20 protein-coding genes, 2 tRNA genes and 1 pseudogene are annotated in these 21,076 nt (G+C 68.4%); 11 read left to right on the forward strand and 12 right to left on the reverse strand.

Features of this window, described 5'->3' with window-relative positions:
• The 6 genes and pseudogenes from G9373_RS24600 to G9373_RS24625 form a co-directional block, all read left to right on the forward strand.
• Positions 1-185: pseudogene (locus G9373_RS24600) on the forward strand (2-oxo acid dehydrogenase); the annotation flags it as partial.
• A 75-nt stretch (positions 186-260) separates the two neighbouring features.
• Complete coding sequence (locus G9373_RS24605; protein WP_005261202.1) at positions 261-1,532, forward strand: helix-turn-helix domain-containing protein; 1,272 nt, start codon at positions 261-263, stop codon at positions 1,530-1,532.
• A 127-nt stretch (positions 1,533-1,659) separates the two neighbouring features.
• The gene (locus G9373_RS24610) at positions 1,660-2,577 is read left to right on the forward strand and encodes an ACP S-malonyltransferase (RefSeq protein ID WP_167117217.1); all 918 of its coding nucleotides are present in this window, start codon (positions 1,660-1,662) and stop codon (positions 2,575-2,577) included.
• Between the two features lie 106 nt (positions 2,578-2,683).
• Positions 2,684-2,995 carry a meromycolate extension acyl carrier protein AcpM gene (gene acpM, locus G9373_RS24615; RefSeq protein WP_005247839.1) on the forward strand — a complete coding sequence of 104 codons (312 nt, stop codon included), beginning with the start codon at positions 2,684-2,686 and terminating at the stop codon, positions 2,993-2,995.
• Between the two features lie 8 nt (positions 2,996-3,003).
• The gene (locus tag G9373_RS24620) at positions 3,004-4,254 is read left to right on the forward strand and encodes a KasA/KasB family beta-ketoacyl-ACP synthase (protein ID WP_005247840.1); all 1,251 of its coding nucleotides are present in this window, start codon (positions 3,004-3,006) and stop codon (positions 4,252-4,254) included.
• A 94-nt stretch (positions 4,255-4,348) separates the two neighbouring features.
• A complete protein-coding gene (locus G9373_RS24625) occupies positions 4,349-5,782 on the forward strand; it encodes a carboxyl transferase domain-containing protein (protein WP_005261204.1) in 1,434 nt (477 codons plus the stop codon).
• A gap of 72 nt (positions 5,783-5,854) precedes the next feature.
• Here G9373_RS24625 and G9373_RS24630 read toward each other — a convergent pair whose 3' ends face one another.
• The 4 genes from G9373_RS24630 to G9373_RS24645 form a co-directional block, all read right to left on the reverse strand.
• A complete protein-coding gene (locus G9373_RS24630) occupies positions 5,855-6,364 on the reverse strand; it encodes a DUF3145 domain-containing protein (RefSeq protein WP_005261205.1) in 510 nt (169 codons plus the stop codon).
• Positions 6,365-6,489: 125 nt separating this feature from the next.
• Positions 6,490-7,308, reverse strand: a complete 819-nt coding sequence (locus tag G9373_RS24635; protein WP_167117220.1) for a serine hydrolase domain-containing protein — start codon at positions 7,306-7,308, stop codon at positions 6,490-6,492.
• Positions 7,309-7,353: 45 nt separating this feature from the next.
• Positions 7,354-8,481, reverse strand: a complete 1,128-nt coding sequence (locus G9373_RS24640; protein WP_005247847.1) for an NDMA-dependent alcohol dehydrogenase — start codon at positions 8,479-8,481, stop codon at positions 7,354-7,356.
• Positions 8,482-8,591: 110 nt separating this feature from the next.
• The gene (locus G9373_RS24645; RefSeq protein ID WP_120660671.1) at positions 8,592-9,110 is read right to left on the reverse strand and encodes a DinB family protein; all 519 of its coding nucleotides are present in this window, start codon (positions 9,108-9,110) and stop codon (positions 8,592-8,594) included.
• A gap of 66 nt (positions 9,111-9,176) precedes the next feature.
• Here G9373_RS24645 and G9373_RS24650 point away from each other — a divergent pair, with 66 nt between their 5' ends.
• Positions 9,177-10,010, forward strand: a complete 834-nt coding sequence (locus G9373_RS24650; protein WP_206032577.1) for an MBL fold metallo-hydrolase — start codon at positions 9,177-9,179, stop codon at positions 10,008-10,010.
• 16 nt (positions 10,011-10,026) lie between these two features.
• Here G9373_RS24650 and G9373_RS24655 read toward each other — a convergent pair whose 3' ends face one another.
• Complete coding sequence (locus G9373_RS24655; RefSeq protein WP_005570862.1) at positions 10,027-10,509, reverse strand: adenosine-specific kinase; 483 nt, start codon at positions 10,507-10,509, stop codon at positions 10,027-10,029.
• 95 nt (positions 10,510-10,604) lie between these two features.
• Positions 10,605-10,678, reverse strand: a tRNA-Ile gene (locus tag G9373_RS24660).
• A gap of 219 nt (positions 10,679-10,897) precedes the next feature.
• On the opposite strand from G9373_RS24660, the gene G9373_RS24665 reads away from it, so the two are divergent.
• Positions 10,898-11,128, forward strand: coding sequence for a DUF6480 family protein (locus G9373_RS24665; RefSeq protein ID WP_167117223.1), 231 nt, complete (start codon positions 10,898-10,900; stop codon positions 11,126-11,128).
• Here the strand turns inward: G9373_RS24665 and G9373_RS24670 are convergent.
• Positions 11,069-12,238: an AI-2E family transporter gene (locus G9373_RS24670; RefSeq protein ID WP_054248244.1), complete on the reverse strand. Its 1,170-nt coding sequence runs from the start codon at positions 12,236-12,238 to the stop codon at positions 11,069-11,071. The genes G9373_RS24665 and G9373_RS24670 overlap by 60 nt on opposite strands.
• A gap of 125 nt (positions 12,239-12,363) precedes the next feature.
• Positions 12,364-12,436 (reverse strand) — tRNA-Asn (locus tag G9373_RS24675).
• A gap of 138 nt (positions 12,437-12,574) precedes the next feature.
• Between G9373_RS24675 and G9373_RS24680 the strand changes: the two genes are divergently transcribed.
• Positions 12,575-12,823, forward strand: a complete 249-nt coding sequence (locus G9373_RS24680) for a hypothetical protein (protein ID WP_005261211.1) — start codon at positions 12,575-12,577, stop codon at positions 12,821-12,823.
• Positions 12,824-12,839: 16 nt separating this feature from the next.
• Here the strand turns inward: G9373_RS24680 and dnaG are convergent, their stop codons facing one another.
• The 4 genes from dnaG to G9373_RS24700 form a co-directional block, all read right to left on the reverse strand.
• A complete protein-coding gene (gene dnaG / locus G9373_RS24685; protein WP_039952374.1) occupies positions 12,840-14,774 on the reverse strand; it encodes a DNA primase in 1,935 nt (644 codons plus the stop codon).
• Positions 14,775-14,822: 48 nt separating this feature from the next.
• Complete coding sequence (locus tag G9373_RS24690; RefSeq protein WP_064080895.1) at positions 14,823-16,028, reverse strand: lipase family protein; 1,206 nt, start codon at positions 16,026-16,028, stop codon at positions 14,823-14,825.
• A gap of 86 nt (positions 16,029-16,114) precedes the next feature.
• Positions 16,115-17,413 (reverse strand): deoxyguanosinetriphosphate triphosphohydrolase, encoded by a 1,299-nt coding sequence (locus G9373_RS24695; RefSeq protein ID WP_005261214.1) that lies wholly within the window; start codon positions 17,411-17,413, stop codon positions 16,115-16,117.
• A gap of 7 nt (positions 17,414-17,420) precedes the next feature.
• Positions 17,421-18,113: a YdcF family protein gene (locus G9373_RS24700; RefSeq protein ID WP_005247872.1), complete on the reverse strand. Its 693-nt coding sequence runs from the start codon at positions 18,111-18,113 to the stop codon at positions 17,421-17,423.
• Positions 18,114-18,182: 69 nt separating this feature from the next.
• On the opposite strand from G9373_RS24700, the gene G9373_RS24705 reads away from it, so the two are divergent.
• Together G9373_RS24705 and G9373_RS24710 are read left to right on the forward strand one after the other, a co-directional pair.
• Positions 18,183-20,240: a TPM domain-containing protein gene (locus tag G9373_RS24705; protein ID WP_120660669.1), complete on the forward strand. Its 2,058-nt coding sequence runs from the start codon at positions 18,183-18,185 to the stop codon at positions 20,238-20,240.
• A complete protein-coding gene (locus tag G9373_RS24710; RefSeq protein ID WP_240960714.1) occupies positions 20,141-21,076 on the forward strand; it encodes a hypothetical protein in 936 nt (311 codons plus the stop codon). Before G9373_RS24705 ends, G9373_RS24710 begins: the two co-directional genes overlap by 100 nt.

Here is a 21,076-nt window from a genome sequence, read left to right on the forward strand (position 1 = left end):
ACACCCGCCCCGCCGCCCGCCGGTACTTCAACGTCGACGCCGAATCCATCGTCGTCGCCGTGCTGTCCGCCCTCGCCGGCGAAGGCACCCTCGACCGCTCCAAGGCCGTCGAGGCCGCCAGCCGGTACCGCATCGACGACGTCCGCGCCGCGGCCGTCTCCTACACGGATACCGGTAGCGCGTAACGCCGACATCCTCACCCACCGCCGCCCGTGTGTCCGTCGGACAACACGGGCGGCGGTGGGCGTAGGTTCTTGACTATGGTCGAGCAGAGTCCGTTGGTCTCCCGCAGACGACAAACCCGGGATCCGTTGCCCGACGCACTGTTGCGTCGCGTCAAACAGTTCTCCGGTCGCCTCTCGACCGAGGCCGTCACGACGATGCAGGATCAACTGCCGTTCTTCGACGACCTCGACGCCGCTCAACGCTCCAACGTGCAGTTGCTGGTTCAGACGGCGGTCGTCAACTTCCTCGAGTGGCTCAAGAATCCGGACAGTGACATCCGGTTCAGCCTGGACGCGTTCCAGGTAATTCCGCAGGATCTCGCGCGCAGGCTCACCCTCAGCCAGACGGTGGACATGGTCCGCGTGGCGATGGAGTTCTTCGAGCAGTGGCTCCCGGCGCTCGCCCGCAACGACCAGCAACTGATCGCCCTCACCGAGGCCGTCCTCCGTTACGGTCGCGAACTGGGTTTCGCGGCCGCCTCGGTGTACGCGAGTGCCGCGGAGTCCCGCGGCGCCTGGGACACCCGGCTCGAGGCACTGGTGGTCGACGCTGTGGTCCGTGGCGACACGGGCTCGGACATGTTGTCGCGGGCGGCGACCCTCAACTGGGACGCCACCGCTCCCGCCACCGTCATCGTGGGCACTCCCCCCGAGGACGAACGGGTCTCCGTGGTCGGCACGGTCCACACCATCGCGCAGAAACACGGCCGCGCCGCCCTCGCCGTGGTGCAGGGTTCGCGGCTCGTGATGGTCGTCAGCGGCGAACTCCAGGAGGGGTCGGGGCACTCGAGCTTCATGACCGACCTGCTCGGCAAGTTCTCGGACGAGCCGGTGATCATCGGGCCGACCACGCCGACGCTGGGCGCGGCGCACTTCAGTGCCGTCGAGGCGCTCGCCGCGATGCAGGCGGTCGCCGGCTGGCGGGGAGCCCCTCGGCCCGTCCACGCCGCCGAGTTGCTACCCGAGCGCGCACTGCTCGGGGACAACGCCGCGGTCACCGCTCTGAACGACCATCTGGTCGCGCCACTGGCGGCCGCCGGAGGTGTTCTCACCGACACTTTGGACGCATATCTCGACTGTGGAGGTGCGGTTGAGACTTGTGCCCGGCAGCTGTTTGTTCATCCAAATACTGTGCGGTATCGACTCAAGAGAATCGCCGAAGTCACCGGTCGCGATCCGACGAATCCACGGGATGCGTATGTACTCAGAGTGGCTGCCACAGTGGGTCGATTGACACATTCCCATAACGAACCCATATCACGTTTAACACCAGTCACACCCTTCCCATTCGGAGAAGCAGGGCTGTAACGAACGTCTGTCCAGATTCGATGCGAGGACCCCACGTGCAATTTTGTGGGAACCCAACAAATCCGCCGACAAAGGTTCATCCGCAACGACATCTCGCAGCACGCCGTTGACGGTGTTCTCTTGAAGAGTGATTTCGTTGCTCGCCCCGGGTCAGGGCTCTCAGACTCCCGGCATGCTCATCCCTTGGTTGGAGCTGCCGGGTTCTCATGACCGTGTCGCACTGTGGTCGAAGGCTGCCGGCCTCGACCTCGTCCGCCTCGGTACCACCGCGACAGCGGAGGAGATCACCGACACGTCGGTGACTCAGCCTCTCGTCGTGGCCGCCGCACTCCTCGCCTTCGAGGAACTCGACGCGCGTGGCCTGGTTCCCGCGGACACCATCGCGGCCGGGCACTCGGTCGGTGAACTCGCCGCAGCCGCCGTCGCCGGAGTCCTCTCCGCCGACGATGCCGTCGCCCTCGCCGCCGTCCGCGGCGCAGAGATGGCCAAGGCCTGCGCACTCGAACCGACCGGCATGTCCGCGGTCCTCGGGGGCGACGAGGCCGAGGTGCTCGCCCGCCTCGACGAACTGGGCCTCGAGCCGGCCAACCGCAATGCGGCGGGCCAGATCGTCGCGGCAGGTCTGCTGTCGGCGCTCGAGGAACTCGCGGCCAACCAGCCGGAGAAGGCGCGGGTGCGCGCACTTCCCGTCGCAGGCGCGTTCCACACCCGGTTCATGGCTCCCGCGCAGGAGGCCGTCACCGAGGCTGCGTCCAAGATCACACCGGGTGAACCCACCCGCACTCTGCTCTCCAACGCCGACGGCGCACCGGTCGCATCCGGAGCCGACGCACTGACTAAACTGGCCGCGCAGGTAACCCGACCTGTGCGTTGGGACCTGTGCACCGCAAGCCTGCGGACCGCTCAGGTCTCCGCGATTGCGGAACTTCCACCAGCCGGAACCCTCGTCGGTATCGCCAAGCGTGAAATGCGCGGTACGCCGACTCTGGCACTCAAGACCCCGGGGGATATCTCCGCGCTAGCCGAACTGACAGAACTCGGCTAGTTTGCTGCGCGCACCTCGGTGCGTGCAGGGCCCGCAGGCGCGGCCGATGGGGACGTGCCTGCACAACTCCAGATACATCTACACCGAATCAGAAGGGAGCCACTCAGTGGCCGCCACCCAGGAAGACATCATCGCCGGACTCGCGGAGATCATCGAGGAGGTCACCGGTATTGAGCCGTCCGAGGTGACCATCGAAAAGTCTTTCGTCGACGACCTCGACATCGACTCCCTCTCCATGGTTGAGATCGCCGTCCAGACCGAGGACAAGTACGGCGTGAAGATCCCCGACGAGGATCTCGCCGGACTGCGCACCGTCGGTGACGCCGTGTCCTACATCCAGAAGCTCGAAGCAGAAGGTGGCGCCGACGCGGAGGCCGTGAAGGCGAAGCTCGAAGCTGCCAAGAACGACGAGGAGTGAGCTCAGCCGTGACTTCCGCCTCGACCAACGGGAAGCAGTTCCCCAACATCGTCGTCACCAGCCTCGCGGCCACGACGTCGATCGCTGGTGACGTGGATGCCACGTGGAAGGGCCTGTTGGCCGGCGAGAGCGGCATCGACACCATCCGGGAAGCCTTCGTCACGGAGAACGACCTTCCGGTGACGATCGGCGGCAAGCTCAAGGTGTCGCCCGACGAGTCGCTGTCCCGGGTCGAGATCCGCCGGATGAGCTTCGTCGAGCGGCTGGCGCTCGTCCTGGGCCGTCAGGTCTGGGAGAACGCCGGCAGCCCGGAGGTCGACAAGGATCGCCTCGGCGTCGTCATCGGCACCGGACTGGGCGGCGGCGAAGCTCTGATCGACGCCGTCGAGAAGATGAAGGCCGGTGGGTACCGCAAGGTGTCGCCGTTCGCCGTCCAGATGGTGATGCCCAACGGTCCGTCGGCCACCGTCGGACTCGAGCTCGGGGCCCGCGCCGGAGTGATCACTCCCGTGTCGGCCTGCTCCTCGGGTTCCGAGGCCATCGCCCATGCGTACCGCATGCTGGTGATGGGTGACGCGGACATCATCGTCGCCGGTGGTGTGGAGGGATACCTCGACGCCGTGCCGATCGCGAGCTTCGCGATGATGCGCGCGCTGAGCACCCGCAACGACGATCCGAAGGCGGCTTCGCGGCCGTTCGACAAGGATCGTGACGGCTTCGTGTTCGGTGAGGCCGGAGCGATGATGGTCCTCGAAACCGAGGAGCACGCCAAGGCTCGCGGTGCCACCATCCACGCCCGTCTGCTGGGCGCGGGAATCACCTCCGACGGGTTCCACATCGTCGCTCCCGACCCTTCGGGTTCGGGCGCTGCGCGGGCCATGACGAGGGCGATCGAGACTGCTGGATTGACGAAGACGGACATCCAGCACATCAACGCGCACGCCACGGCCACGCCGATCGGTGACACGGCAGAGGCGAACGCCATCAAGGCTGCCGTCGGCAACCATGCTGCGGTGTACGCACCGAAGTCCGCGTTGGGGCACTCGATCGGCGCCGTCGGTGCGCTCGAGGCGGTGCTCACGGTCCTGAGTCTGCGTGACGGAGTCATTCCGCCCACGCTGAATCTCGAGAATCAGGATCCAGAGATCGACCTGGATGTCGTCAAGGGCGAAGCCCGTTACGGCGAGATCGATTTCGCGATCAACAACTCGTTTGGTTTCGGTGGGCACAATGTCGCGCTCGCCTTCGGCCGGGCCTGACAGCCGGTCCTGCTAGATCGCGGGTGGAGACCCCTTCTCTGAAGGGGTCTCCACCCATCGACAGCCCACCCGGGCCCGCCACAAGGAGGACGCGATGACAATCTTGGCACCCGCGACTAAGTCCGATGCGTCGATCGATCCGCGCGATCCCCTTGCGCGCCTGGAGAAGCTGTTCGACGCCGGGACAGTCGTCCCACTCCATCCGCGGGACAAGTCCGGTGTTCTGGCCGCGTCCGGCAACATCGACGGTGTCCGCACCATCGCCTACTGCTCCGATGCCACCGTCATGGGCGGCGCCATGGGCGTCGAAGGCTGCAAGCACATCGTGACGGCGATCGATACCGCCCTCGAGGAAGACGCCCCGATCGTGGGTCTCTGGCACTCGGGTGGCGCGCGTCTCGCCGAGGGCGTCGAGGCCCTGCACGCGGTCGGACTGGTCTTCGAGGCCATGGTCCGCGCGTCCGGCCGCGTCCCACAGATTTCCGTCGTCCTCGGCTTCGCAGCCGGCGGTGCGGCGTACGGTCCCGCGCTGACCGACATCGTGATCATGGCGCCGGAGGCCCGCGTCTTCGTCACCGGACCGGACGTGGTCCGCAGTGTCACCGGTGAGCAGGTCGACATGGTGTCCCTCGGCGGTCCCGACACGCACACGAAGAAGTCGGGTGTAGCGCACATCGCCGCCCACGACGAGGGCGACGCCCTGCACCGGGCACGCCGCCTGGTGTCGATGTTCTGCGAACAGGGCGAGTTCGATCAGGCCGCGGCCGCGCACGGCGACACCGATCTCCGCGCGCTCATGCCCGAGTCGGCGAAGCGCGCCTACGACGTCCGTCCGATCGTTCACGAACTTCTCGACAACGTCGAGGGCGAGTCGAGTTTCGAGGAACTGCAGGGCAATTACGCCCGCAGCATCGTCACCGGTCTCGGCCGCCTCGGTGGCCGCACCGTCGGTGTCATCGCCAACAACCCGCTCCGCCTGGGTGGCTGCCTGAACTCGGAGAGTGCCGAGAAGTCAGCTCGTTTCGTCCGGCTGTGCAACGCATTCGGCATCCCGCTCGTGGTGATCGTGGACGTTCCCGGATACCTCCCCGGAGTGAGCATGGAATGGGAAGGCGTCGTACGCCGCGGGGCCAAGCTCCTCCACGCGTTCGCCGAAGCCACCGTCCCCCGCGTGACCGTCGTGACCCGCAAGATCTACGGCGGCGCCTACATCGCCATGAACTCCCGCGCGCTCGGCGCCACCGCCGTCTACGCATGGCCCGATGCCGAGGTCGCTGTCATGGGCGCCAAGGCCGCCGTCGGCATCCTGCACAAGCGCGCCCTGGCCGCAGCGCCGGAAGAAGAGCGCGAGGCCCTGCACGAGCGTCTGGCCGTCGAACACGAGAGCATCGCCGGGGGCGTCGACCGTGCCGTCGCGATCGGGGTGGTGGACGAGGAGATCGATCCCGCCAAGACGCGCAGTGTCATCACCGCAGCCCTCGCCGCCGCTCCCGCCTGCCGCGGCGACCACAAGAACATCCCGCTGTGATCTGAGCTCTGGTCGAGAGAAGGCCCCCGCCGGTGTTGTGGCGGGGGCCTTTTCGCGTTCGTGAGCGGGGTGTCAGCCGACGTCCCGGCGCAGCCAGGTGACCTCGGCGCCTTCTCCGCCGCTGCGGAACGGCTCGAGAGCCTCGTCCCAGGCGGTTCCGAGTGCGTACTCCAGTTCGGCGGCGATGTCGCCCCCCGCTTGCATCAGTGCCCGCAGGCGCATCTCCCCCACGACGACATCGCCGTTCGCGCTGGTGGACCCGTGCCACAGACCCATGCCGGGCACGTGACTGTACCGTTCACCGTCCACGCCCTCACTGGCGTCCTCGGTGACCTCGAACCGCAGCATCGGCCAGGCGCGGAGTGCGTTGACCAGGCGCGAGGCGGTGCCCACAGGCCCTACCCAGCTGGTGGTCGCGCGCAGAACGCCGTTGGAGGCCGGCTGCGAGGTCCATTTCAGGTTGGCTCGGCAGTCGAGGGTCGCGGTCAACGCCCATTCGATATGGGGGCACAACGCGGCGGGCGACGAGTGGATGTAGACAACACCAGCCGTCGCGTCCGCGAACTGATTCAATGCGCGCACTCGAGCCTCCTGCTTCGACGAGGGACGTCTTCCCCAACGGCCTCAGTCGGTGTGTGCAGCACGCTCGGTTGACCAGTGTGCCTTGTGATGCCTGTGTTGCGCCAGTGATTCGAGCAATCGGTGTGTCATCGTCCTCTGCGTTCCGCGAGGATACCGTCGCTCAGCTCGGTCCACAGGGGCTTGGCCCAGTCGCCGAAATCCCGGTCCGTCAACGCGACGCACGCCAGTCCGGCGGCGGGATCGACCCACAGGAAGGTGCCGGACTGCCCGAAGTGGCCGAACGTCTGCGGCGAGTTACCGGTGCCCGTCCAATGCGGGCTCTTGCCCGAACGGATCTCGAACCCCAGACCCCAGTCGTTGGGCCGCTGTGAGCCGTATCCGGGCAGGATTCCGTCCAGGCCGGGAAACTGCACGGATGTGGCGTCCGTGAACGTCTGAGGCGAAATGAGGGCCGGGCGGAACAGTTCCGCAGCGAACCGGCCGAGATCGCCCGCCGACGCCTGCGCGCCGTGGCCGGCGGGCCCGACGAGAGCGGACCCGCCCATCGAGAGCGGGGCGAAGACGGATTCCGCGACGTAGTCGGCGAAATCGATCGACGTCTCGGCGGTGAGGAAGTCGGCGAGCACCTCGTAGCCGGCGCTCGAGTAGATCCGCTTACGCTCCGGTGCCGTCTGCACACGATTCGCGTCGAACGCGAGACCCGACGCGTGCGCCAGCAGGTGACGCACGGTCGAGCCCTCCGGACCTGCGGGCTGGTCGAGTTCGACGGCCCCCTCCTCGGTGGCCACCAGGACTGCGTACGCGCAGAGCAGTTTGGTCACCGAGGCCAGGGGGAAGACGCGCTGCTGGTCGCCGTACTCGCCGAGCACCCCTTCGTCGCGCGACAGGACCACCGCCGCAGCGTTGTCCACGGGCCATCGGGCAATCTGATCGAGACTCTGCACCCGGTCAGCCTACGAGAGCGGCCCGCGGTCGGCTGCGGCGAGCCGTCACCAGTCGGCTTCGGTGTACCGGATGACGCCGCGAATGTTCTTGCCGTCGAGCATGTCCTGATACCCGTCGTTGACACCTTCGAGGGTGTAGGTGCGGGTGATCATGTCGTCGAGGTTCAGCTGCCCCGACTTGTACATGGCCAGCAGGTTGGGGATCTCGACCCGGGCGTTTCCGCCGCCGAAGATGGTGCCCTTCAGGTCCTTCTGCAGCATCGAGAAGAGGAACAGGTTCAGCTTGACGTCCATGTCGGTCATCGCGCCCATGGCCGTGACGACGCACGTGCCGAACTTGCTGGTGAGCAACAGTGCTTCCTCGACGTATTCGCCGTGCATCTCCCCGACCGTGATGATCGTCTTCTGTGCCATCAACCCGTTGGTGAGCGCGATGATCGGCTCGATTGCGGCCGCGGCACTCTCGAACGCGTGGGTGGCCCCGAACTTCAGCGCCTGTTCCCGCTTCCACGGCACCGGGTCGATGGCGAAGATCTGACGCGCCCCGGACGCGACTGCGCCCTGCAGTGCGCTCATGCCGACGCCGCCGACGCCCATGATGACGACGGATTCGCCGGGCTTCACCTCTGCCATCCGCGTGGCCGAACCCCACCCGGTGGGAACGCCGCAGCCGACGAGGGCGGCGACGTCGAACGGAATGTCCTTGTCGATCTTCACGACCGACGTCTCGTGCACGACCATGTACGGCGAGAACGTCCCGAGGAGACACATGGGGATGACGTTTTCGCCGCGCGCGTGGATGCGGAAGGTGCCGTCGCTGATCGCCAGCCCGCTCAGAAGTCCCATCCCGAGGTCACAGAGATTCTGGTGTCCCGCCGAGCACGCCGGACAGCGCCCGCAGGCAGGCACGAACGACAGCACGACGTGGTCGCCGACTTCGAGGTCCTTCACCTCCGGCCCCAGCTTGGTGATGACGCCGGACCCTTCGTGCCCGCCCATCACCGGGAAGGAGGCCATCGGCATCGAACCGGTGACGATGTGGTGGTCGGAGTGGCACATTCCGGCGGCTTCCATGCGAATCTGCACCTCGCCCGCGACCGGATCGCCGATCTCGATCTCCTCGACCGACCACGGCTCGTTCAGGCCCCACAGGATCGCACCCTTGGTCTTCATGTGACTCCCAACCCTTCATTCATGTCTGCGCATCTGCTGATGTGACGATAGACACAAACGGGCTGAATTGGAACACGTTCTACCGAATCGGGTCCGGGAATCCGAAACTGTTACCCCGACACGTCGTGGAGGTGATGGATCGGATCGTGGACGAAATACTTGGCCAGCGACTCCACCGTGAACGACGCGCCGTCACTCCGCCGCCCGGTCCGCACCCGGAATTCCGGCGCGACGGCTTCGAAGTCGTCCGCCGCCGCCGCACCGGCCGCACGCAGCTCGGCGTCCACGACGGCCGGATCCTGCTCGTTGTAGCGCTCGGCGACCGCGGTCTCGTCCTGATCCCAGTTCGGGAACAGTGGATCCGTCTCGTCGAGCATGAGCCGGAGCCGGACGTCGAAGATCCGGAACACGTCGCGAACGTGTGCGGCGTACTCGCGCGCCGACCACGTCTGCTCGTCCGGCCGGACTGTCACGTCGGGGCGGGTGAGGACCGGCGACCATGCCTCCACGTTCACCCGGACCAGCGCCGGAATGTCCTCGTACCGGGTTGCCGCCGAGTCGAACCCGCAGTCGGGACACGCCCGGTCGAGGACCCAGGTCCAGTTCTTCGTGTCGGGAGTGATCGCCATGGCCGTCATCGTAGAGCGACCACAGATCCCGACGTGCGAGTGCCGCCCACCGGTACGGTCGCGAGCATGCACGCCACCTTCCTCGGTGTTTCCACGATCCTGTTGTCCGACGGCGAGACATCGCTGATGACCGACGGGTTCTTCTCCAGACCGCCGCTCCTGCGATCGGTACTCCGTCCGCTGCGCCCCGACGGTGCCGCCGTCGACCGCGCCCTCACGCGAACCCGAACCGACCGCCTCGCCGCCGTCCTCGTCGCGCACTCGCACTACGACCACGCGATGGACTCCCCGACGGTGGCGCAGCGCACCGGTGCGGAGCTCGTCGGTTCGCCGTCGACGCGTCACATCGCCGAAGGTTATGGGTTCGCGATGGACCGGTTCCGAACGATCCAGGTGCGAACTCCCCTGAGATACGGCGCATACGAGGTGACGGCGCTGCCCGCCGAGCACAGCCCCCGGGCGAAGTTCCCGGGCACGATCGAACACGCGGTGCACCCGCCGGCATCGATCGGCGAATACGCGCAGGGCGACTGCTTCTCGTTCCACTTCGCGCACCCCGACGGCCGCGTCCTCGTCCACGCCAGCGCGAACTTCGTGCCCGGTGCGCTCGACGGATACGACGCCGACACCGTCTATCTCGGCATCGGCACACTCGGCAAGCAATCCGACCAGTTCCGCCGCGACTACTGGGACGCACTCGTGACCCGGACCGGCGCACGCCGCGTGATCCCGATCCATTGGGACAACTTCTGGAAGCCACTCGACAGGCCGCTGACGCCGCTCCCCCGCTTCGCCGACAACTTCCGGCGGTCCCTGCGGTTCCTCACCGAGAAGGGCCGGTCCGAGGGTGTCGACGTGCAACTCCCCGTTGCCTGGGAACGCGTCGATCCGCTGGTGTAGTCCGAGTTCCGCTCGCTCAGAGCTTGTAACCGATCGTCCGGAGCAACGCCTTGCGGTCGGCGACGTCGGCGTCGGTCTCGACACCGGCGGGTGAGCGCCCGTCGATCACGCCGGCGATGCCCCGGCCGAGTTCCGTCTCGGCCACGATGATTTCGACGGGGTTGGCGGTGGCGCAGAAGATGCCGCACACCTCCGGCACCTGCTTCAGCGTGTTCAGGACGTTCACCGGGTAGCCGTCCTCCAGGAACACGAAGAACGAGTGTCCCGCGCCGACGGCAACAGCGTTGCGGGTGGCCAACTCGACGAGACGGTCGTCGTTGCCGGAACAGCGAACGAGGCGAGGCCCCGAGGCTTCGCAGAACGCGATACCGAACCGGAGGTGGGGGCTCACTCCCGCCAGCGCCTCGTGCACGTCCTCGACGGTCTTGATGAAGTGGGACTGTCCGACGATCACGTTCATGTCGTCGGGCTTGTCGATCGCCACGATCTGCAGGTCCACGATGGCCTCCTCGGATGCCATTCAGTCTGCCCCGCTCCGGCACGGAGAACAACGACGGAGCGGGCGTTCGACCATCGGGGATCCGCGGAAGACGGTGGGGCGGGCGGGGCTCGAACCCGCGACCAATGGATTATGAGTCCACGGCTCTAACCGACTGAGCTACCGCCCCATCGCCGCAGTTCTCGCGATCGCGGCGTGCCGATGTTACCGTGCGCCCGCCGTGGGCGCGTAGCCGGGACGAAGCCCGCCGTGACAGGACTTTTCGTGGTCGGCGGACCACATCGGTGCCCCGACGTGGACGCTGCCTCGTCACCGTGTGTGCGAACGCGTCTCCCGGGGTACGCGGGTGTGATCCGCACTGCGGAGGACCACGAGATGGGAGCAGAGTATGAGCGTCGAACGACCAGGACCGGAACCGGAAGATGCACCGGCGCTCGACGAGGGCGGCAGCGTCCGGCCGGGTGACACGCCACCGGATGCCGGCCAGACCTCGGGGTTGTCGCATCCGCAGCCGATGCCGGGCCGGACGGTGCCGATCCTCGCGTTCATCGTGGTCGGGCTACTCGTCCTCGCGGTCGCGGCCTTCTTCGTCGCCCGCGTGTTTGCGTTGTTCGACTGAGGTGACCGGCGCCGGTGCGTCTGCGACGAGTTCGTACCGTCGCCCGTACGTTTCGACGAGGGCCTCGATCGCGGCGACCACCGGCACCGACACCAGGGCGCCGACCGGGCCGAACAGTGAGGCGCCCACGATCACCGATCCGAACGCGACCGCGGGGTGGATCGAGACTGTCGCGGACGTGATGCGCGGGTGCAGCACATAGTTCTCGATCTGCTGGTAGACGGTCCCGAACACGATCACCCACACCCCGTCCATCGGCTGGGATGCCGCCGCGATGATCGCGGGGAGCGCGATCGCGAGGTAGGTGCCCAGGGTGGGGACGAACTGCGAGACGATGCCGGTCCACAGCGCCAGCGGCAGCCAGTAGGGCACGCCGATCGCCACGAGGAAGACGCCCGTGGCGACCGAACTCACCGCAGCGAGGATCAGCCGCGACACCACGTAGCCGCCGGCCTTCTCGACCGAGATCTCCCAGACCACCGAGATGACTCGCTGTTGCCGCGCCGGAAACCAGCTCGAGATCGTGCGGCGAAGCGCCGGCCCCTGCGCGGACATGTAGAAGACGAACAGCAGCAGCGTCAGCATCTGGAACACGACGCCGAGCAGCGAGGACAAGACGCCCAGAACTCCCGGCGTGAATCGCTCGGCGAGATCTCGGATGGTTTCGGGCGTGAGGTGGATGAGGTCCTCACCGGTCGCGAAGTCGGTGTCGAACACGCGATTGGACCAGTCGGTGACCGAGGACAGAGCGCCAGGCAGGGCCTTGAGGAGCTGGGCGAGTTGCTGGGCGAGCAGGGTCCCGAACAGTGCCAGGAAGCCGATCGCGAAGACGAACAGCGCGAACAGCACCAGCCCGGTGGCGGCGCCGCGCCGCAACCCCCGGCGCTCGAGCCAGTCGACGACCGGTTCGAGGGTGATACTGAACAACCACGCGAGGAACAGCAATTCCAGGAATCCGCGCAGGTTGACGAACAGCCATCCCGACAACTGGTAGGCGGCGACGGCCAGCAGAACGTAGAGAATCGAGGGCAGCAGCCACCGCGGGGCATCGCGCGGGCCGAAGCGCCCGATCGACCCTGTCCGCTCGGTTTCGCCGCCGTCCTCGCTCATCGCACACCCCGCGGTCGATTGCTGCCGATACAGCGGGAATGTACTCGTCCGGGAGGGCGCACCGATCCGAATTGGCCGGGCGCAGCAGAAAACCCCGCCCGGATCAACCGGACGGGGTTTCGATGCTCCCCCGGCTGGACTCGAACCAGCAACCGTCCGATTAACAGTCGGAAGCTCTGCCAATTGAGCTACAGGGGATTATTCTGCTGTGCTTCGCCGTTCCCGGCGATGCGAGAGAAACTGTAGCGCATAGCCCCACCCCAGTACCAAATCGCCTGCCTGTCGACGCATCAGGCAGGATGGGTGCAGGTCGTTGTGCGTCGGGAGGAAGCGGGAATGATGCGGTTGTTGATCGGTATCGCTGCGGGGTACGTGCTGGGTACGCGAGCAGGACGTGCGCGCTACGAACAGATCAGCCGGGCCACCAAGGCCGTGGCCACCAGCCCGGCCACGAAGAAGGTGTTGCAGATGTCGCGTCAGAAGCTGTCCGACTCCCTGAACACTCAGCCGAAGCTCGAGCCCATGAGACCGCTCGACGAGGAAACGACCATCCTGGTTCCCCAGGATCAGCTCAAGAAGAAGTAGCCGGGCAGTGGCCGGTTCAGCCGGCCATCCCGTCCCGGTTGGTGTCGCCGATCGCTTGATCGAGCAGGCTGCGGCGGTACTGCTCCAGGGCGACGAGGTCGCCGAGCAGTGAATGGAACTCGTCCGACGCCGTCGCCGGTGAGATGCGCTGCAGCTTGGACTTCAGTTCCGCCACCTGCTCTCCCACCCACACCTCCTGCAGGCGTGCGATCACGCCGGAGATGTATCGCGGCACGGTGTCCTCTTCGGCGGGCAACGGCTCGACGGCGAGTTCTGACACGAGGGACGCCGCGGTGACGTCATCGACACCGCGGCTGACCGCGTCGACCCACTCGCCGCCGCCGAGTCCCGCGCTGGTGCCGCCGGACGCGATCATCGACTCACGGATCACGACGTACGTCGGATGCGTGAACGTCTCCACCGGCAGCGAGTCGAACACGGTGCCCGCGATCGACGGGTACTGCAACGCGCCTTTCAGCGCCTCGCGCTGCGCCCACAGCGTCGGATCGTTCGGCCGCGGCCGGGAGAGGCCGACCGGCAACTGCGGGGCGTCCTGGTCCTCGTCCCGGGAGGCCTTCTTCTTCAGCGGCGCAGGCAGCGACCCGCGGGTGGACGCCCGCTTGCGCGCCTCGTCCCGCACCCGCTGCCGGACGGCGGCGATGTCGTCCCAGCCCACCCAGCCGGACAGCTGGACGGCGTAGCTGTCACGCAGCGTCGCTTCCTTGATCTGGGCGACCACCGGCACGGTGCGCCGCAGCGCCTCGACCCGGCCCTCGGCGGTCTCGAGGTCGTGCTCGGTGAGGATCGACTTGACCACGAACTCGAACATCGGTGTGCGACGCGCCACCAGGTCGCGGACCGCGGCGTCACCGGACTTCTGCCTCAGCTCGCACGGGTCCATGCCCTCGGGTGCCACGGCGACGAAGGTCTGCCCGGCCATCTTCTGGTCACCCTCGAACGCCTTCATCGCCGCGGCCTGGCCGGCGGCGTCGCCGTCGAACGTGTAGATGATCTCGCCGCGAAAGTAGCTGTCGTCCATCAGCAGTCGCCGCAGCATCGCGAGGTGGTCCTCACCGAAGGCGGTGCCGCAGGCGGCGACGGCGGTCTTGACCCCGGCCAGGTGCATCGCCATGACGTCGGTATATCCCTCGACCACCACGGCCTGATGCCCCTTGGCGATGTCGCGCTTGGCGAGGTCGAGCCCGAACAGCACCTGAGACTTCTTGTACAGCATGGTTTCCGGCGTGTTGACGTACTTGCCGGGCATGGTGTCGTCGTCGAACAACTTGCGGGCGCCGAAACCGATGACGTCGCCGGACAGGTTCCGGATCGGCCAGAGCAGGCGCCGGTGGAAGCGGTCGATGTGACCACGCCGCCCGGCTTTCGACAGGCCCGCGGCCTCGAGTTCCTTGACGTCGAAACCCTTGCCCAGCAGGTGTTTCGTGAGGATGTCCCAGCCGTCGGGTGCATACCCGCACCCGAACTGCTGCGCGGCCTGCGCGTCGAAGTTCCGTTCCGTCAGGTAGTCGCGGGCCGCCTGCGCGTCGGGTTCCTGCAGGCGCGCCGAGTAGAACTCCTGCGCGGCCGCGTTGGCCGCGACCAGCCGGGAGCGGGTGCCGCGGTCGCGTTGCACCGAGGTGCCGCCGCCCTCGTACGAGATGGTGTAGTTCAACCGGTCGGCGAGCTGCTCGACGGCCTCGACGAAACTGATGTGGTCGATCTTCTGGAGGAACGAGTATACGTCGCCGCCCTCGCCGCACCCGAAGCAGTGGTAGTGCCCGTGGTTGGGCCGCACGTGGAACGACGGCGACTTCTCGTCATGGAACGGGCACAGCCCCTTCATGGAGTCGCCGCCCGCGCGCTTGAGGGAGACGTACTCCCCTACGATGTCCTCGATCCGTGTGCGCTCGCGAATGGCCGCAACGTCACGATCAGGGATTCTGCCAGCCACGGAGGACAGTCTAGGCGCTCTTCCGCGGCCCGAACTTCCGCCTCGGTGTCAGCAGTTCGACGGGGCGGGAATCCCGGCGAATCGGTCGCCGAGATAGCCGAATGCGGGACCGGCACCGAGCATGGTGGCGGTGCCGTGGTCGGCGCCCGGGATCACGTCGAACTGCACGCGCGCACCCTGTGAGCAGTACCGGGCGACGGTGTTCTGCACCGGCCCGATGGCGACGAGTGGGTCCGCGCTGCCGTGCCAGACGAACATCGGCGTCCTCGGGACTCCCGGATACAGTTCGACGCTGTTCTCGTCCATCACCGAGCGGCCGGACGGATCGGCGAGGATCCCGGGACCATTGGTGAGGTCGGGCAGCGACTTCCCCGCACCGGCGCCGAGGATCGAATCGGTGCACATGTTGCTCATCTGCGTCCGCAGGTCGAGTCCGGCGCCGTTGAGGCCGTCCCCCAGCGGTGAACGCGTCGGGTATTCCCGCTCGAGCCCGATGGCGGCCGCGAAACCCAGGCCGAACGCCTGCGAGCGGGTGGTGCCCAGGCGGTCGGCCAGTTCACCGATGTTGACCGGTGTGCCGCCCTGGGCGGCGCCCACGATGTTCAGTTCCGGGGCGTAGGTGGGTGCGAGCGCCGCGGCCCAGTTGGTCGCCATGGCGCCGCCCGAGTAGCCGGCCAGCCCGACCGGACTGCCACCGAGTCCGGCCTCCGGGAGCCGCTGCGCGGCGCGGACGCCGTCGAGGACGAGCCGGCCGCCGAGTTTCGCGGCCCCGTACGCGCTGGTCGGTCCGAGGTGATCGGGCACGGCGACGGCCCAGCCCCGCGCGAGCAGGGCGTTGAGGGCGGGCCCCTCCTGGATTCCGCCGTTGAACAGCTGGTGCGACGGCGCGCACTCGAGCCCGAGAGCGTTGACGAACGGCTGATAGGACACGAGCGGCCGGTTCGCGGGAGTGCCGCGGGGTACCAGCACCGTGGTGACTGCGGCGATGGGCGCCCCCGCGGAGTTGGTCGACTTGTACTTCACCTGCCAGGCGTCGGCGGTGGGGAAACCGGTGGCCGCGACCGGTCGGCTCGCCAGCACGTCACCGTCGGCGCGTGTCCCGACGTCGGCGGGCGCACCGTAGAACGGATCGGGGTCCGCGAACGGGTACACGGGCGCGGCCTGTGCCGCGGGTGGGGCCAGCAGGGCGGCACCGACCGCCACCGCCAGCGCTGCGGACGTCGAACCGATGATCTTGCGCACTGCAGACTTCATCCGGGCTCCCTGACCATTGGGTGCAAGCTGTCTGTAGACCTATTCGTAGCACCGCGGCGGCCGGACGGGTCCGACTTCCGACTTTGTCAGCCCCAGCTCGCCTGGGCTCCGAGACTGGACTTGTCGACGCGTTCGAGCCGGCTCTCGGTGTAGGAGGCGATCTGGTCGACGACGACCCGGACCCGTGCGGGATCGTCGGCCGCCGCGTTCCAGGCGGGAACCAGGATGGGGTCGAGACCGGCGGGTGCGGTCGCGAGCAGCCATTCCGCGACGCGGTGCACGCGGTCACGCTGGCGTGCCTGCCGCGCCCGGTGGCCGGCATCCGACATCACGTAGTTCAGTGCGAACGTCTTGAGCAGTGCCACCTCCGCCGCGACCACCGGCGGGACCACCAGGTCGGCGTCGTACCGGGCGACCGGCTTGTCGCCGTGGACGTCGCGGGTCCCGATGATCGCGGCGGTCGCGAACCGGCCGACCAGTTCGCTGGTGAGGTTCTTCAGGGCGACCGAACTGGTGAGCGTGCCGTCGTAGCTGCCCACCTCGACGACGACGGGCAGAAGACTCAACCGCGTCGCGGCCTCGACCAGTTCCTCGACGTCGAGTCCCGGGAACTCCGACGCACCGAACTCGGCGAGTGCCCGCTGGTCCACCGGATCGGCCAGTGAACGCAGATCGATGCGCCCGTCGATCACGCCGTCCTCGACGTCGTGCACGGAGTAGGCGACGTCGTCGGCCCAATCCATGACCTGAGCCTCGAGGCACTGGTGGCCGTCGGGGGCGCCCTCGCGGATCCACGCGAGCACGTCGGCGTCGTCGTCGTAGGCCCCGAACTTCGCGCCGGGGCGCGGCCGGGTCCACGGATACTTGATCGCCGCGTCCAGCGACGCGCGGGTCAGGTTGAGCCCGGCACTGCTCCCGTCGGGGTACAGCACCTTCGGTTCGAGGCTCGTGAGGATGCGCAGATTCTGGGCGTTGCCCTCGAACCCGCCGCAGCTTTCCGCAACCTCGTCGAGGGCCTTCTCCCCGTTGTGACCGTACGGTGGGTGACCGATGTCGTGCGCGAGGCCCGCGAGGTCCACCAGATCGGGATCGCAGCCGAGACCGTCGGCGATTCCGCGGCCGATCTGCGCCACCTCGATCGAGTGCGTCAACCGCGTCCGCGGAGTGTCACCGTCCCGGGGGCCCACCACCTGGGTCTTGTCCGCGAGTCGGCGGAGCGCAGCGGAGTGCTGGACGCGGGCGCGGTCCCGGGAGAAGACGGATCGGTGTTGCGCGGCCGCGATCTGGCTGCCCGGGATTCCCGCCCGTTTCGGTGCCTCGCGGACCCGGCGGGCGACGTCGTGCGCGGAGTACACGTCGCCGAGGGGTGTCGTGTGTGCTGTCATCGAATGTCTACTGTCCCGCCGTGTAGGGGAAGTCGGCCGAGAAGTGGGTGAGCTGGTACCAGATCAACGCCCCTGTCTCCCGGGCGATTCCGTGCAACTGAGATTCGCGGGTGAACACGGCGGGCCCCTGCCGGGTGGGCGCCGTCCAGGCGTCGAGTCCGGCGTCGCGTGCCATCGTCCGCGTCCGCAGCGAATGCCAGGGGTCGCTGACCAGGACCGCCGAGTCGATGCCCTGCTCCCCCATCGCCTCACTCACCGCCTCGATGCTGAGCAGGGTGTCGGACCCCTCCTCGACCGCGGTGATGCTGTCGGCGGGGACGCCGCGCGAGATCAGATAGTTCTTGCCGGACGCCGCCTCGGTGTACTCGTCGCCCTCCTGCTTGCCGCCGACCGTGATGACCTCGGGGGCCACCCCTCGCTCGTACAGCTTGTACGCCTGCTCGAGCCGGGCCTCGAACACTGACGACGGGGTTCCCGAGTACTGGGCGGCACCGAGCACGACGATCGCGTCGGCGGCTGACGTGTCGTCGATCCGCGCGACCTGCCACACCCGGACCGCGGTGCCCAGCACCAGCGCGGCGGCGAGGAGGACCACGCCGGCGATGATGCGGCGGGTCCACCGGGCCAGCGTGCCGGCGAACCCCAGGCGCGCAGGACGGCGCGGGAGGTCGTGGCGTTCGCGGCTCGGTGCAGAATTCACTCCCTGATTCTGCCAGCTGTCGCCGAACTGTCCCGATGACGACTCGCCACACCCGATAGATTTGCTGCCATGCCACTCGCACCGCGCCTCGAGCAGACGCCGTCGTCCCGCCCCCGACAGCCCCGTGCTCGGCGGTTCGCCGCCCTCGGCGCCGTCTCCGCGCTCCTGACTCTCGTGGCGATCCTGTTCTCTCCCGCGATCGCCGCGGCGGACGCACCGTTCCGTCTTCCCGGTCAGATCACGGACACCGTCGGAGTGCTCGACGCCGACCAGCAGAGCGACGTCCAGGCCGCGATCGACCAGCTGTACGACGAGCACAAGGTGCGGTTGTGGGTGGTGTACGTGCCCGACTTCAATGGTCTCGGCGCCGGTCCGTGGGCGGATCAGACTGCGCAGGCCTCCTCGCTCGGCGACCGCGACGCCCTGCTCGCGGTCGCGACGGTCGACCGCGAGTACGCCCTCATCGCGCCGGACGGACTGTCGGAGATCACCAGTGACGAGGCCGAGTCGATCCGGGTGGATGCGGTGGAACCCGCTCTGCGCGAGGAGGATTGGGCCGGAGGCGCCATCGCAGCGGCGGGCGGCCTGGGCGACGCGATGACTCCGGGCGAAGGAATGTCGGTGCGCACACTGCTGATCGGCGGCGGTGTCGTCGTCGTGGGTGCGGGGGGTGTCGTGCTGTATTCGCGGAAGAAGAAGCACGACCGCACCCGGGCCGGTGTCGAGGCGGCGCGCAGCATCAGCCCCGAGGACACCGCCGCGTTGACGGCGCTCCCGCTGCCGACCCTGGACGAGCGCGCCAAGGAGGTGCTCGTCGAGACCGACGACGCGCTGCGCACGAGCCAGGAGGAACTCGAACTGGCCCGCGGCGAATTCGGCGAGCAGGCCACGGCGTCGTTCACGGCGGCGTTCGATACGGCGAAGGCGACACTCGCGGCCGCGTTCACCGTCCGTCAGCGACTCGACGACGCGATCCCCGAGACCCCGCAGCAGCAGCGGGAAATGCTCATCGACATCATCACCTCGTGCGGGCGCGCCGACCGCGAACTCAACGAGCGGGTCCAGGAGTTCGACGGACTCCGGGACCTGCTGATCAACGCCCCCGACCGGCTCGACGCGCTCACCCGCGACATGGTCGCGCTGACCGTGCGGATCCCCGACTCCACGCAGACTCTCGCCACCCTGCAGACCGAATTCCCGGCCGCTGCACTCGCTTCCGTCGCCCACAACGTGACGATGGCGGAGGAGCGGCTCGCGTTCGCGGAACGGGCCGTGGCCGACGGCCGGGACGCGATCGCCCTGCCGCCCGGGAAGCAGGGACCGGCGGTGTCGGCGATCCGCGGAGCCGAGGGCGCCCTCGAACAGGCCCGGACGCTACTCGACGCCGTCGACCACGCCGCGGAGAACATCCGGCACGCCATCGCCACGCTGCCGGCCGCGATCGCCGACGTGGAGGCCGGGATCGCGGCCGCGGCCCAGTTCACCGAGCAGGGTGGGGACCGGCTCGCCTCGGCCCGCGCCGCGGCCGAGGCAGCACTGGCGGCGGCCCGCACCGCCGCGGACACCGACCCGCTCGGCAGCTTCACCCAGATCGTCACGGCAGACGCGGAACTCGACGCCGTCCTCGCCGAGGCGCAGGAATCCCGGCAGCAGGCCGAACGTGCGCAGCAGCGTCTCGAGCAGGACATCGTGGCCGCGCAGTCGCAGGTCACGGCGGCGTCGGACTTCATCGGCACCCGACGCGGCGCGGTGGGAGCGGACGCCCGGACCCGCCTCACCGAGGCGCAGCGGCACCTGGCGGGCGCGCAACAACTCCGCGCCACCGACGCCTCCCGCGCGCTTCAGCACGCCCAGGCCGCGGCCGGCCTGGCGGCCGACGCACTGCGCCTGGCGCAGAACGACGTGAGCCGCTGGGAGTCCCGCCAGCGCCCCGGACCCGGAAGCGGTGGCGGGAATGCCACCGGAGCGATCCTCGGCGGCATCCTGATCGACAGCATCCTACGCGGCGGATTCAGCGGCGGCGGTAATTGGGGAAGCCGGGGCTCCGGCGGCGGCCGCAGCAGCGGCCCGCGGTCCTTCGGCGGGCCGAGCAGCTCCGGCCGGATCAGTGGGGGCGGCCGATTCTGACGTCCTCCCGAGTCTTCGTCGCACTCGCCTGCGTCGCGGCCACCGCCTGCGGCGGCCTGTCGGGCTGCGCGGTCGGGAACCCGGCCGAGGACGACGCGATCCCGCTGTCCGCTGAGGCCTATCGCAGCCGGGAGGACGACGCGGCGGGTGGGCGGATTCACGTGCGGATCGCGAACACCGGCGATGCGCCCGTCGCCGTGACATCCGTGGCGTTGGACAGTCCCGGCTTCGAGGCGGCGCCCGCGACGCGGCGCGAGGTCGAACTCGGCCCCGGCAACCGGATCGATGTCGAGACCGAGTACGGCCCGGTTCGCTGCGACACGTCCCCGGAGCCGGCGTACGCCCTGATCGGTGTCGCCGATCGGGACGGCTCGCCCGTGCGGGTGCCGCTCGCCGCCCCGTACGACGTCCTCTCCCGTATTCACGACGACGACTGCGCCGCACAGGATCTGGCGCGGGCCGTGCCGGTGACACTGATCCCGGCGGCGGCTCCGCCCGAGCCGACCGCGCCCCTCCCCGCCCAGCTCGTCGTGAGCCGGGGAACCGCATCGGGCGACGTCCGGGTGGACGAGATCGGCGGCAGCGTCCTGTATGCGCTGCACGGCGCGCTGCCCGCCACCATGCGGGCGGACGAGGACCGGCTGAGCGTCGACATCACGATCGACGCGGCGCGCTGCGATCCCCATGCCCTCGCGGAAGCGAAGAAGCCCTTCGTCTTTCCGCTGTGGATCGCCGTCGGCTCCTCGGAACCGGAATACTCGCGCATCCCGGTGTCCGAGGAGAACCGGCGAATCCTGACGAACTATCTGACCGCCACCTGCGGCGCGCGCAGGTGA

This window comes from Rhodococcus sp. A14 (genome assembly GCF_011603105.1).
GTDB classification, from domain to species: Bacteria; Actinomycetota; Actinomycetes; order Mycobacteriales; family Mycobacteriaceae; genus Rhodococcus_F; species Rhodococcus_F opacus.

What these genes read in the sequence shown, in the direction of transcription:
- G9373_RS24645 (WP_120660671.1), bottom strand. Translation starts at nt 9,110, where the DNA reads ATGGCGATCACTCCCGACACGAAGAACTGGACCTGGGTCCTCGACCGG.
- G9373_RS24650 (WP_206032577.1), top strand. Translation starts at nt 9,177, where the DNA reads ATGCACGCCACCTTCCTCGGTGTTTCCACGATCCTGTTGTCCGACGGC.
- G9373_RS24695 (WP_005261214.1), bottom strand. Translation starts at nt 17,413, where the DNA reads ATGACAGCACACACGACACCCCTCGGCGACGTGTACTCCGCGCACGAC.
- G9373_RS24670 (WP_054248244.1), bottom strand. Translation starts at nt 12,238, where the DNA reads ATGAGCGAGGACGGCGGCGAAACCGAGCGGACAGGGTCGATCGGGCGC.
- G9373_RS24705 (WP_120660669.1), top strand. Translation starts at nt 18,183, where the DNA reads ATGCCACTCGCACCGCGCCTCGAGCAGACGCCGTCGTCCCGCCCCCGA.
- G9373_RS24680 (WP_005261211.1), top strand. Translation starts at nt 12,575, where the DNA reads ATGATGCGGTTGTTGATCGGTATCGCTGCGGGGTACGTGCTGGGTACG.
- G9373_RS24625 (WP_005261204.1), top strand. Translation starts at nt 4,349, where the DNA reads ATGACAATCTTGGCACCCGCGACTAAGTCCGATGCGTCGATCGATCCG.
- G9373_RS24640 (WP_005247847.1), bottom strand. Translation starts at nt 8,481, where the DNA reads ATGAAGACCAAGGGTGCGATCCTGTGGGGCCTGAACGAGCCGTGGTCG.
- G9373_RS24690 (WP_064080895.1), bottom strand. Translation starts at nt 16,028, where the DNA reads ATGAAGTCTGCAGTGCGCAAGATCATCGGTTCGACGTCCGCAGCGCTG.
- G9373_RS24665 (WP_167117223.1), top strand. Translation starts at nt 10,898, where the DNA reads ATGAGCGTCGAACGACCAGGACCGGAACCGGAAGATGCACCGGCGCTC.
- G9373_RS24605 (WP_005261202.1), top strand. Translation starts at nt 261, where the DNA reads ATGGTCGAGCAGAGTCCGTTGGTCTCCCGCAGACGACAAACCCGGGAT.